General features: G+C 72.5%; 9 protein-coding genes. 4 read left to right on the forward strand and 5 right to left on the reverse strand.

The features are described from left to right. Window positions 1-2: 2 nt before the first annotated feature. Complete coding sequence (gene eccD / locus RB614_RS18765; protein ID WP_308713831.1) at window positions 3-1,409, reverse strand: type VII secretion integral membrane protein EccD; 1,407 nt, start codon at window positions 1,407-1,409, stop codon at window positions 3-5. A gap of 104 nt (window positions 1,410-1,513) precedes the next feature. Between eccD and eccCa the strand changes: the two genes are divergently transcribed. Further along, window positions 1,514-5,479, forward strand: coding sequence for a type VII secretion protein EccCa (gene eccCa, locus RB614_RS18770; RefSeq protein ID WP_308713832.1), 3,966 nt, complete (start codon window positions 1,514-1,516; stop codon window positions 5,477-5,479). Between the two features lie 535 nt (window positions 5,480-6,014). Here eccCa and RB614_RS18775 read toward each other — a convergent pair. The 3 genes from RB614_RS18775 to RB614_RS18785 all read right to left on the reverse strand — a co-directional run bounded on the left by RB614_RS18775 (window position 6,015) and on the right by RB614_RS18785 (window position 10,420). Continuing rightward, window positions 6,015-7,193: a hypothetical protein gene (locus RB614_RS18775; RefSeq protein ID WP_308713833.1), complete on the reverse strand. Its 1,179-nt coding sequence runs from the start codon at window positions 7,191-7,193 to the stop codon at window positions 6,015-6,017. After that, window positions 7,190-8,464, reverse strand: coding sequence for a type VII secretion protein EccE (locus tag RB614_RS18780; RefSeq protein WP_308713834.1), 1,275 nt, complete (start codon window positions 8,462-8,464; stop codon window positions 7,190-7,192). The genes RB614_RS18775 and RB614_RS18780 overlap by 4 nt, the downstream gene beginning before the upstream one ends. Window positions 8,465-8,740: 276 nt before the next feature. Then, entirely contained in the window at window positions 8,741-10,420 is a 1,680-nt protein-coding gene (locus RB614_RS18785) for a right-handed parallel beta-helix repeat-containing protein (RefSeq protein ID WP_308713835.1), read from the reverse strand. 127 nt (window positions 10,421-10,547) lie between these two features. Between RB614_RS18785 and RB614_RS18790 the strand changes: the two genes are divergently transcribed. Next, on the forward strand, window positions 10,548-10,703 hold the full coding sequence (locus RB614_RS18790) for a type II toxin-antitoxin system Phd/YefM family antitoxin (RefSeq protein ID WP_308713836.1): 156 nt from the start codon (window positions 10,548-10,550) through the stop codon (window positions 10,701-10,703). A gap of 3 nt (window positions 10,704-10,706) precedes the next feature. Further along, entirely contained in the window at window positions 10,707-10,973 is a 267-nt protein-coding gene (locus RB614_RS18795) for a type II toxin-antitoxin system RelE family toxin (RefSeq protein ID WP_308713838.1), read from the forward strand. Window positions 10,974-10,981: 8 nt separating this feature from the next. Here the strand turns inward: RB614_RS18795 and msrB are convergent, their stop codons facing one another. Next, window positions 10,982-11,401, reverse strand: a complete 420-nt coding sequence (msrB, locus tag RB614_RS18800; RefSeq protein ID WP_308713839.1) for a peptide-methionine (R)-S-oxide reductase MsrB — start codon at window positions 11,399-11,401, stop codon at window positions 10,982-10,984. Between the two features lie 79 nt (window positions 11,402-11,480). On the opposite strand from msrB, the gene RB614_RS18805 reads away from it, so the two are divergent. Further along, on the forward strand, window positions 11,481-11,942 hold the full coding sequence (locus tag RB614_RS18805; protein ID WP_308713840.1) for a hypothetical protein: 462 nt from the start codon (window positions 11,481-11,483) through the stop codon (window positions 11,940-11,942). The last annotated feature ends 26 nt before the right edge of the window (window positions 11,943-11,968 follow it).

Raw genomic sequence — 11,968 nt, forward strand, 5'->3', positions numbered from 1 at the left:
GCTCACCCACCGATCGAGGCGAAGAGGCCCTGGATCGCGCCGAACAGGCCGATCACCGCGCAGGCCAGCGGGACCAGCGCCATGATGGCGAGCACGTCGACGATGTCGGCGGCCCGGCCGAGGTAGGGCGAGGGGGTGCGGCGGCTGTACACCAGGCTGGACGCGAGCACCGCGCCGGCGGCGGCGATGGCCACCACGAGGACCAGCAGGCGCCCGCCCGTGCTCGCGTCGACCGTGAAGCTGAAGAGCAGGAAGGCCATGCTGAGGATGCCGCTCACCAGCAGCGGCACGCGCTGCTGCGGCAGGGCGAAGAGCCGGGCGCGGAGCAGGAGCGCGGCCGCCGCCGAGAACGTCAGCAGGTTGGCCGCGGTGCCGCCGTCTTCGAGCACCAGGTAGGTGACCGCCACCGTCGAGCTGATCGCGGCGGCCAGGTTGAGGCCGCTGAGCAGCTCGGTCGCGCGGGCCACCGCGGAGAAGACGTCGGCGCGCTTGGGCACCGGCCGGTCTTCGAGGATCGCCTCCGGCCGGTCGGGCAGCTCGGGCACCGGCAGGCGTCCCAGCCAGCTCGCGATCAGCGGGTAGCTGGGCAGCAGGCCGATCACCGTGGTGAGCGTGACCGCCGCGGAGCCCTGCGGGGTGGCGCCGGCCAGGCAGATCAGCGCGCCGAGCAGGCCGGCGAGGCTGGTCGCCAGCCCGGCCATGAAGAGGCGCTGCACGGCCGCCACGCCGGTGTATCCGATGACGCTGAAGACCAGCAGCGCGCCGGCGCCGAGCAGCATGCTTGGCGAGCCGAGGCCGGACAGCGGGGTGTCGCTCGGCGCGCCGAGGACCGCGCCGCCCACGAACGCGTACGGCAGGCCGGAGGCGGCCACCACCGCGCCGGCGGTCGCGTCGGCCATCGCCCGGGCCAGCAGGATGCCCAGGACCGCGAGGACCGCCGCGACGCCGATCGCGACGCCGCCGGGCAGGCCCCACGACGGGCCGGACATCCCGAGTACGACCAGACCGGCGAGCAGGATCGCGCCGGTGACCGCCAAGCCGCAGGCACGGGTGGCGGGACCGCCCCACGAGCGGCCGGCCCGGCGGGCGCCACTCGCGATGACCTCGACCACGTCGTCGTACGCCAGCTCGGGCCAGTCGTCGCGGCGGGGCGCGAGGTGCAGCAGCTCGCCGTCGCGCACACCCTGGACGGAGAGGTTGCGGGTGGGTTCGAGTACGGCGCCCGTGGCGCGGCGCAGCACCCAGCCGCCGTGCCGTTCACCGGTGTCGCCGAGGTCGTCGCCGGCATGCCGCAGCAAATGAGGTAGCAGCTCGGCGACGATGAGGTTGTCGGGCAGCGCGACGTCCATCCGTCGTTTGGGCGCCGCGACCGTTACCCTGGCCAGACTGAGGCCGCCCGGGGCCGTCACGCTGGTCACCTCCCCGTTACCGTGCAGACAGCGCTCAACCTAGCATGTTGGCGCGGTGGTCCTTGTCTATAGGATTGATGGACGACTTCGGGGGAGGACGACCGGTGACATCGGTGATCGTGAAGCGCCCGCCGCGCCGCGCCGCGCCGCTGCTTCCGAGCGGTGAGGTCGTCCTCGACCCGCCTCCCGAGGTGCCACCGGCGTCCGGCAAGGCGTGGACCCGGATGCTCATGATCCTGCCCATGGCGGCCGGCGGTGCCGCGATGGGTCTGATGATGGCCGGTCAGCGCGGCGGTGGCGGCCCGTTGACGTATGTGGCCGGTGGCATGTTCGGCATCTCCATCCTCGGCATGATGGGGATGATGATGATGAATCAGTCGGGTCCGGGCAAAAAGGAAATGATCGAGGCCCGCCGGCAGTACATGCGCCGTCTCGCCCAGCTCCGCGCGCAGATCCGCGCCACGATCCGCCAGCAGCGCGAGGCGATCCACTACCGCCACCCTGACCCCGACGCCCTCTGGTCCTCCGCCACCGGCGGGCGGCTCTGGGAGCGGCGCCGGGCCGACGCCGACTTCAGCGTCGTCCGCATCGGACTCGGCGCACAGGAGGTGGCCACCCCGCTGGTGCCGCCCTCCACCCGCCCGGTCGACGAGCTGGAGCCCTTGTGCGCCATGGCGTTGCGCAAGTTCGTCGCGACGTACTCGATCGTGCCGGACCTCCCGGTCGCGATCGCGCTGCGCGACTTCTCCCGGGTCTACCTGCGCGGCGGCGACGCCGCGGTGCACGACCTGGTGCGCGCGACCCTGGCCCAGGTGGCCACCTTCCACGCCCCCGACGACCTGCTCGTCGGCGTGTGCGCGCAGGACACCCAGCGGCCGCACTGGGAGTGGGCCAAGTGGCTGCCGCACACGCAGCACCCGACCAAGACCGACGCGATCGGCCAGATCCGGCTCTTCGCCCCCTCGGTCACCGCGCTCGAGGCGATGCTCGACGACGTGCTGGCCAACCGGCCCCGCTTCGACCCCGCCGTCTCCAACGCGGTGGGCGGGCCGCACGTGGTCGTGGTCATCGACGGTGGCTCGACCGCCGGCTCCGACCACCTGATGACGGAGGGCGGCGTCGCCGGGGTCACGATCCTCGACCTGTCCAACCCGCCGCCGCGCCTGCTCGACGACACCTCAGTCGTGCTCGACGTCGCCGACGACGGCACGATCTCCGGCACCACGATGGACGGCACCACCCAGGTCGGCCGGGCCGACTCGCTCGACGTGGCGCAGTCCGAGGTGCTCGCCCGCCAGCTCTCGCCGCTGCGCCTTTCCGCTACGTCGTACGCGGACCAGGGCGCCGGCGCCTCCATCGACCTCGGCCTCGCCGACCTGCTCGACCTGGGCAGCCCGAGAGACTTCGACCTGGCGGCCACCTGGGCCAGCCGGCCCAACCGCGACCGGCTGCGCGTGCCGCTCGGCGTCGGGCCCGACGGGCGGCCGATCGAGCTCGACCTCAAGGAGTCCGCGCAGGACGGCATGGGCCCGCACGGCCTGCTGGTCGGCGCCACCGGTTCCGGCAAGAGCGAGCTGCTGCGCACGCTGGTGCTCGCGCTCGCGGTCACGCACAGCTCGGAGATCCTCAACTTCGTCCTCGTCGACTTCAAGGGCGGCGCGACGTTCACCGCGCTCGACCGGCTGCCGCACACCAGCGCCGTCATCACCAACCTCTCCGAGGAGCTGTCCCTTGTGGACCGCATGCTCGGCGCCATCCAGGGCGAGCTGGTGCGGCGGCAGGAGCTGTTGCGCAAGGCGGGCAACTACGCGTCGCAGCGCGACTACGAGCGGGCCCGCGCCGCCGGCGTACCGCTGGCGCCGCTGCCCAGCCTGCTGGTCATCGTCGACGAGTTCAGCGAGCTGCTGACCGCGCGCCCCGACTTCATCGACATGTTCGTCCAGATCGGACGGTTGGGCCGGTCGCTCGGCATCCACCTGCTGCTCGCCTCGCAGCGGCTGGAGGAGGGCCGGCTGCGCGGCCTGGAGACCCACCTGTCCTACCGGCTGGGCCTGCGGACGTTCTCCTCGATGGAGAGCCGCGCGGTGCTCGGCGTGCCCGACGCGTACGAGCTGCCCCGCTCGCCCGGCCACGGCTACCTGCGCACCGGCACCGAGGGCCTGATCCGCTTCCGCGCGGCGTACGTCTCGGGCATCGTGCGCGACGACGGCTACCGCCCCACCTCGCGCGGCCGCCAGGTCGACCCGGTGCGCGACTTCACCACGTACTACGTGGCCCCGCCGCGAGAGGACAAGCCGGCCACGCCCGAGGCGGTCGAGCCCGAGGAGTCCGCGGTCGGCGAGACGCTGCTCGACGTGCTCGTGGCGCGCATGGAGGGGCAGGGCCCGCCGGCCCACCAGGTGTGGCTGCCCCCGCTGGACGAGTCGCCGACGCTGGGCCAGATGCTCGCCCCGATCGTGCACTCGCCCGAGCGCGGCCTCACCACCCAGGCGCTGAGCCCGGAGCGGGCGCTGTACGGCCTCGTCGGCATCATCGACAAGCCGTTCGAGCAGCTGCGCGAGCCGATGTGGCTCGACCTGTCCGGCGCGGCCGGCAACGTGATGGTGGTCGGCGGCCCGCAGAGCGGCAAGAGCACGTTCCTGCGTACCCTCATCGGCAGCCTCGCCCTCCGCCACACCCCGCGCGAGGTGCAGTTCTACGGCCTCGACTTCGGCGGTGGCGGCCTCTCGGCGCTCGCCCGCCTCCCGCACATGGGCGGCGTGGCCAACCGGCGCGAGGTCGACAAGGTGCGCCGCACCATCGCCGAGATGCACGGCCTGATGCAGGTGCGCGAGGCCACGTTCGCCCAGCACGGCGTGGAGGGCATCGCGGCGTACCGGCGGGCCAAGCAGCAGGGCCGCTTCGCGGACGACACGTTCGGCGACGTGTTCCTGGTCATCGACGGCTGGAGCACGCTGCGCGCCGAGTTCGAAGACCTCGAACCCCTCATCAACGAGCTGGCCAGTCGCGGCCTCGGCCACGGCATCCACCTGCTGGCCGCCACCAACCGCTGGATGGACGTGCGGGCGGCCGCGCGCGACATGTTCGGCACCAAGCTGGAGCTGCGCCTCGGCGACCCCAGCGACTCGGCGATCAACCGGCGGGCCGCCGTCAACGTGCCCGAGGGCGCGCCCGGCCGCGGCCTCACCCCGGACGGCTTCCACTTCCTGGCCGGCCTGCCCCGGATCGACGGCGAGATGCGCGTCGACGACCTGGCCGACGCGGTGGCCGAGTTCGTCAAGCTCGCCCAGGACTACTGGACCGGGGCGCCCGCGCCGGCGGTCCGCCTGCTCCCGGCCGAGCTGCCGTTCGCCTCGCTGCCCATGCCCTCCGGCGGCCGCCTGCCGATCGGCATCGCCGAGGCCGACCTCCAGCCGGTACACCTCGACTTCGACGCCGAGCCGCACGTCATCCTGTTCGGCGACATCGAGAGCGGCAAGAGCTCGTTCCTGCGCAGCCTGGCCAAGATGGTCACCACCAGCTACGACCCGAGCCAGGCCCGGCTGATGCTGGTCGACTTCCGCCGCAGCCTGCTCGGCACGGTCGACGGCCAGCACCTGATCGGGTACGGCACGTCCCAGCAGACCACCACCGACCTGATCAAGCAGGTCGCCACGGTCATGCGCGAGCGCCTGCCCGGCCCCGACGTGACGCCCGAGCAGCTGCGCAGCCGGAGCTGGTGGAAGGGCCCCGAGCTGTACCTGCTGATCGACGACTACGACCTGGTCGCCAGCTCCACGGCCAACCCGCTCACCCCGCTGCTGGAGTTCCTCCCGCAGGCCCGCGACATCGGCCTGCACGTGGTGCTCACCCGCCGCATCGGCGGCGCCAACCGTGCCATGTTCGACCCGGTCATCGCGCGGATCCGCGAGCTCGCCTCGCCCGGCATCATGATGTCCGGGCCGCGCGAAGAGGGCGCCCTCTTCGGCAACATGAAGCCCCAGATCCTCCCGCCGGGCCGCGCCTGGCTCTTCACCCGCCGCCACGGCGCCCGCCTGATCCAGCTCGCCTGGACCCCACCCGCCGCCTGACCTTCGAAGAGACAAGCGCCGAGCCACCGCGACGCCCGCCGTGCTCCGACCTGGCGCCACTCAGCCCCGGTGGTCGACCCACCGAGAGGGGCGTGCACGGATCCACGTCGGGTGGCCCAGGACGGGCCTGGCTCCGTGATCGACTTAAGCTGGGTGGGCATTGGGTCCGGACCGTTGCTCCCGCGGCCCTACCCTCCACTTTGGGTATTTGTCCCGCTCTGTCGGCCGAAGCCACCGGTCTCGGCTGGATCCAAGTAGATCGTGGTATCCAGATGCCCCTCCAGGGGCAGCCAAGTACCACGATCCTGTTCCTGGGGCTGATTTCAGGCGCCGATCAAGGGAAAGGGGCGGCCGAGCGCGGTGGTGGCGCGCGGCTTTGATTGTGAAGCGCGGAGGGTGAGGCCGCGGGAACGCACCCCAAGAAAACTCTCCGCTGCGCTCCACGTTTCCCCGGGGACCCCGCGCAACGGTCTGGACCACCGCGGGCGTCGCGGTAGCTCGGAATTTCTTCTCTTGTGGGGTCAGGGGTGAGGGGTCAGCGGCGCGGGGCGCCGGCGTACTGGCGCTCGACGTCGGTCTGGGAGAACCAGATGTAGCGGTCGCTGCCGTCGCCCACCAGGGCGATCATGTCGTCGGCCATCACCTGGAGGAACTGGGTGCTCGACGCGGGCAGGCGCAGCGCGCCGCCGATCAGGGCGGCCTCGGCGCTCCCCAGGCGCTGCAGCATGACCAGGTCGCAGTCCTGAACGGACGGTACGCCGCTCTGGTCGAGCTGGCGTAGCACGGTCATCTGGGTCTGCCAGGGGCCTAGCTGCTGTGGCGCGTTGGGGCCGACCAGGCCGAGGTCGTAGAGGAGCAGGACCGGCTGCTGGGCGCTGGCGGCGAGGGCGAGCGGCTGCTCGGTCGGGAAGACGGCCACGCGGTCGCCGCGACCGGTGGCCCGCTCGCCGAAGCCGTGCCAGGTGCGGGGGTCGGCGGTGATGACGGCGACGCGAGCGCCCAGCGCGAGCGCCCGGAACGCGACCAGCATGCCCGCCCACGCGCCACCCACCAGGGCGATGCGGGTGGGCTCGGGCCGGAAGAAGCGCACCGACACCGGGCGCTGCTGGCGGTCGGCGCCGAGGATCAGGCCGGTGCCGGGTGCGGAGAGGCGCAGCTTGGCCAGCGCCGGGCGGGAGACCGTGTGCGAGCCGATCCGCAGCCGCGCCAACTTGCCGAGCAGTGGCTGGCGGCCGCCGCCGTTCGGGGGGCGGCGGCTGTCGTACACGGTCCCGGGCGGGCCCTCCTGACCGGTGTCCGCTATCGCGCGGGCGCCGGCCTGGGCGGCGGTGGCGGCCGCGGCCTGGGCGGCGGTCGCCGCGGCGGCGGCCTGGCGGGCGACCGTGCTGCTCTGCGGGCCGGCCGTGGACGGCGGCGGCACCTGCACCACCGGCGCGGAGAGCGTCGGGTCGCGGCCGATCACCATGCCGCCGGTGGGCGGGTTGGCGACCGGCACCTGTGGCGCCTGGGGCGGTGGCGGCGCAGTGCGCGGTGGGGGCGGCGGCGCGGCCTGCTGCGCGTACGCCGCGCCGTACTGCGCGGGCACCGCGGGGCGGGCGACGGCGGGTGGCGGGCCGACGGCGGCCCGCCCCACGGAGCCCTGGCCGGCGGCCGGCTGCTGCGGGACGGCCGGCTGCTGCTGCCGCTCGTCTTCGTGCGACCTGGGATCGGTCATCGCGCGCCACCCCCGGTCGGGGCCGAGGCGTAGACCGCCGGCCCCTGCTCGCCGTCGAGCGGGAAGAGATCGGCCTTGGCCTGCTCGGCGCCGCGCCGGATCGCCTGGCTGACCTGGGCCAGCTGCTCGGCGGGCGCGGCCACGCGGACCAGGCCGCGCAGGTCCATCAGCCGCTTGTCGTCGTCCGGCGCCATGATCAGCGACAGGCTGGTCATCGACGCGGGCGCGGTCGTGAGCCAGTCGAGCAGGGCCGCGGCCTGGTCGACCGGCGGCCAGCCACGGATCCAGTACGACCGGTGGGCCAGGCGCGACGAGTGCCACTCCGACCAGTCTTCGCGCGGCTGCACCGGCTCGGCGCTCTGCGTGGTGGGCGCCAGGTCGCAGGAGCGCAGCAGCACCTCGAGCAGCTCGTCGGCGTCGAGGAGGCGGTGGCTCACGCCCACCCGCCGCAGGCTCTTGGCCACCCGCCGGATCAGCGCGGCCACCACCGCCGGCGCGATGTCGAGATCGGCGTCACCGTCGGCGACGGCCTCCGCGAGGGTGCGGGCATCGAGGCGCACCGCGACCCAGGTGCTCCGGTCAGCCGGCACGGGTACGGCGCCGAAGCGGGCCAGCAGCTGACGGTAGGACTGGCCGGCCGCCGACGACGGGTGCATGTCGAGGCTCGGCGCCGGAACGGTCTGCGTGACCACCTGCAGCACCGCCCCCGGCTGGTCGGCCTCGCCGAGCGCGGCGGCCAGCGCCTCCAGTGGGATCGGCCCGGGCTCGTCGCGCATCGGGGCGCTGGAGGTGACGGCGGCGACCGCGTACCACCCGGCGTCGTCGCGGGCCACGCCCACGTGCGCGCCGTCGGCCACGGACACGTCTTCCACGACGAGGTCGGGGGCGAGGCGGCGCAGGGCACCGAGGCGGGGATCGTCACCGTACGGCGAGGCGGTGGAGCTGAGCCGCCGGCGCCGGTAGCTGCGGGTCATCATCCGCCGCTCCAGCCACCACCGGCCGTTGCGGCGGCCGAGCGTGACGAGCAGCAGCATGATGCCGGCGAGGGCGACGCCGGCGATCAGCGTGACGATCTCGCTGGTGACGCTGGCCAGGATGCCGACCACCACCACCTCGGCGAGCAGCAGCTGGGTGATGTGCACCGGGCCGAGGTGTCCGGGTCTGCGGCGGGGGATCAGGATCGCGGGGCCGGACGAATCCGGCGACTCGCTGGCGACCCGCGCGACGGCGCGAACCTGGTGTGGCGACATGGTCTGCGGCGACACCGTCATGCCGTCAACTACCCCCGTCCTCGCGCTCCGCCCACTCCGGCGGCGCGGCATTGTCCGCCGTGCGTCACACCATCATAGAAACCGATGCTTACCGCGTCGCTCCCAGCGAGTGCTTACCGTGTCCCTCCTCGCGCGTTGCTTGCCGTGCCCGCTCCTTTGCGGTGCCCCTCCTGGCGTTGCCTCGCCGTGTCGCTCCTGGCGTTTGCCTCGCCGTGTCGCTTCCTGCGCGTGCTTGCGGTGTCGCTTGTTGTGCGCGCTGTCGCTGCTCGCGGGTGCTTACCGGGTCGCTCCCAGCAGGTCGTCGAGGACCAGAGTGCGCAGGTCGTCGCGGCTGGGCATGCGGCCGAGCGCGCGCAGCCGGCCGGACTGCACCTTGCGCATGCCCTCCAGCAGCTTGCGCGCCTCGCGCGCGTTGCCGAAGTTTTGGTCGCGCTCGATCTGCCCGAACCACTCCAGCAGCGCCTCGTCGAGCCCGGTGCCCAGCAGGTAGTCGTCGTTGCGGGCGATCCGCCGCACGATCAGCACCAGCTCGTCGGGCGAGTAGTTTTCGAACTCCAGCGTCTTGGCGAAGCGGGAGGCCAGGCCGGCGTTCGCGTCGAGGAAGTTGGCCATGTCGTCGGTGTATCCCGCGACGATCACGGCCACCTGGTCGCGGTGGTCCTCCATCAGCTTCACCAGCGTGTCGATGGCCTCCTGGCCGAAGTCGGCGCTGGTGCCGGCGGAGCGGGACAGCGTGTACGCCTCGTCGATGAAGAGGACGCCGCCCAGCGCCTGCTCGAAGACCGAGGTGGTCTTTTCCGCGGTGTGACCGATGTACTGCCCGACGAGGTCGCGGCGGGACACTTCCTTGAACTCGCCGCCCGGCAGCACCCCCAGCGCCTTGAGCAGCTGGCCGTAGATGCGCGCGACCGTGGTCTTGCCGGTGCCGGGCGCGCCGGTGAAGACGAGGTGGTTGCTCGCGCCGCCGACCGCGAGCCCGGCGCTGCGCCGCCACTCGTTGACCTGGATCTCGTCGATGAGCGCGCGGACCTCGGCCTTGACGCCCCCGAGGCCGATCATCGAGTCGAGCTCGGTGAGGAGCTTGTCGACCTTTTCCGTGTCCTGCTGCGCGAGGCCATCGGTGACGCCCGCGCCGACCTTGAGCTTGCCGGCGGTGTCGTCGGCCAGCCGGATCGTCGGCGTCGCGCCGTCCTCGACGTCGATGCCGGGCGAGGCGGTGCCCTCCACCCGGGTGCCTTCGACCAGGCCGCCGCACCCGCGCCCGAACGCGATGCCGACGCCCGACGTGTCGTGCACCCAGCTGTCGGTGATCGTGGGGGAGCTCTGGTGGGCCACGGAGATGCCCGCGTCGCCGGTGCCGGAGATGTCGCACCGCTCGATCGTGGGGCGGCCCGCCTGGTACACGTAGATGCCCCGGTATCCGCACCCGGCGACCGTGGTGTTGCGGATCGTGGGGTTGGCGCCCAGCCGCACGATGATGCCGTCGTCCGCGATGCCGCGGACCTCGCACTTGTCGAGCACGCCGCCGGAATCCTCGACCACGAAGCCGTACTGCCCGCCGGTCACCTTGACATCGGTGGCGGTCACCTGCCCGCCGTCGGTGACCGAGATGGCCCCCGCGTATCCGGCGCTTGCCTCGCACTTGCTGACCGTCAGGCGGGTGTTGGACGCGGTGACGGCCGGGTAGTCGGCCGCCTTGAGCACCAGGCCCTCCAGCGTGACCTCGGCGCGGGAGGCGGCGACCGCCGGGCCGTGCGCCTCGCTCGCGTCGATGGTGACCGAGCCGGGCTCCTTGGCGGCGTTGATGGTGAGGCGGCGCCCCATCACCCGGATCGCCTCGGCGTAGGTGCCGGGCTCGACCGAGATGACCGCACCGTCGGGAGCGACCTCTAGCGCGTCCTGGATTGTCGGATATGCCCCCGCTCGTTGCGAGGAAACCGTCAGTATGCGCGCCATGCTGTCCTCCCCGTGCCCCTTGGATGGGGATCGTAGCGACTGCGCCGCTCCCGCTGTAGGTGAGGCTCGGCGTGCGCGGCCCAGTCCGCCTTTGCCGGGACGGCGACCCAAGGGCATAACTCTGTGCATGACCACGACTTTGCCGCTGGCCGATGTGCGAGATCGTCTCTCACCGATCGTCAACTCGGTCGAGACAACGCACGAGCGCGTTGTCATCACGAAGGATGGCCGTCCGTCGGCGGTGCTGATCTCCTGCGAGGACCTCGAATCGCTTGAGCCCTGAGGCGTGACCTACCGGGTGGAGTTCACCGGCGCTGCGCGCCGTGACATCGCGAAGCTTCCCGAACGCGTCGCCTGCGCGGTCCTGGAGTTTTGCGCAGGACCTTTGGCTAGGAATCCACACCGGGTCGGCAGGCCACTGATCGGCGATCTGACCGGACTTCATTCGGCGCGACGTGGGGAGTACCGCGTCATCTACGCCATCCATGACGACACAGTCCTGGTCGAGGTGGCCTACCTCCAACGTCGCTCGGACCTCCGCCGACCGCGCTGACGAGCTGGCTACCGCTCGCCGGTGGGCTCCAGCGTCAGGGAGATGCTGTTGATGCAGAACCGCTGGTCGGTGGGCGTCGGGTAGCCCTCGCCCTCGAAGACGTGGCCAAGGTGGGAGTCGCAGCGCGCGCACCGCACCTCGGTGCGGACCATGCCGAGCGAACGGTCGACGATGTATCGCACGCGGTCTTCGGCCAGCGGGGTGAAGAACGACGGCCAGCCACAGTGCGAGTCGAACTTCGTGTCGCTGGAGAAGAGCTCCGCCCCGCAGGCGCGGCAGCGGTAGACACCCGTGGTCTTGGTGTCGACGTACTCCCCGGTCCAGGGCGCCTCGGTGCCGGCCTGGCGGAGTACGCGGTACTCGTCGGGCGACAGGCGCACCCGCCACTCGTCGTCGGTGGTGGGCACGGTCATCTCGTGAGCAGCCATGGCACCAACGGTACGACCGCATGGGGGTGAGTGGCCTCGCCCGTTGATTACCAACCGCTGACGGCATCGTTGACCAGGCGTGGGGGACGGATACGCCACGGTCAGCTTTCGGCCGACCTGGCGCCAGGCGATCGGGCACGGGCTGCGCGCCGGCGTGGTCTGTGCGCCTGTCGCCCTCCTCGTCGCGTTTGTCATGCCGGCGGAGGTCCGGGCCGCCGTGCTGGTCGTGCTGCCGCTCGCGGCCGGGCTGGCCGGCATCGTCGCCGGTCGCCGGGGCGGGACCGAGATCGACGAATACGGCATCCGGCGCACGGTGCCCGCGCTGCCCGGCGTGGCCTCGTGGCGCCAGGTGGTGGACATCCGCCCCGAGCGGCGCCGCCGCCGCACGGTCGTCGCCGTGTATCTCGACACCGGCGAGACGCTCCGGCTGCCCGCACCCTACGACGGGCTGTGGCTGGCGCGGGACCCGTTTTTCGAGCGCCGGCTCTTTATGCTCGTGCACCTCTGGGAGACCCATCGCGACTGGAGCGTGCACAGCTGACCTGCGCAAAAGCAGTATGGTCGCGG

The sequence above is a fragment of the Phytohabitans maris genome, from assembly GCF_031085175.1.
GTDB lineage: Bacteria > Actinomycetota > Actinomycetes > Mycobacteriales > Micromonosporaceae > Phytohabitans > Phytohabitans maris.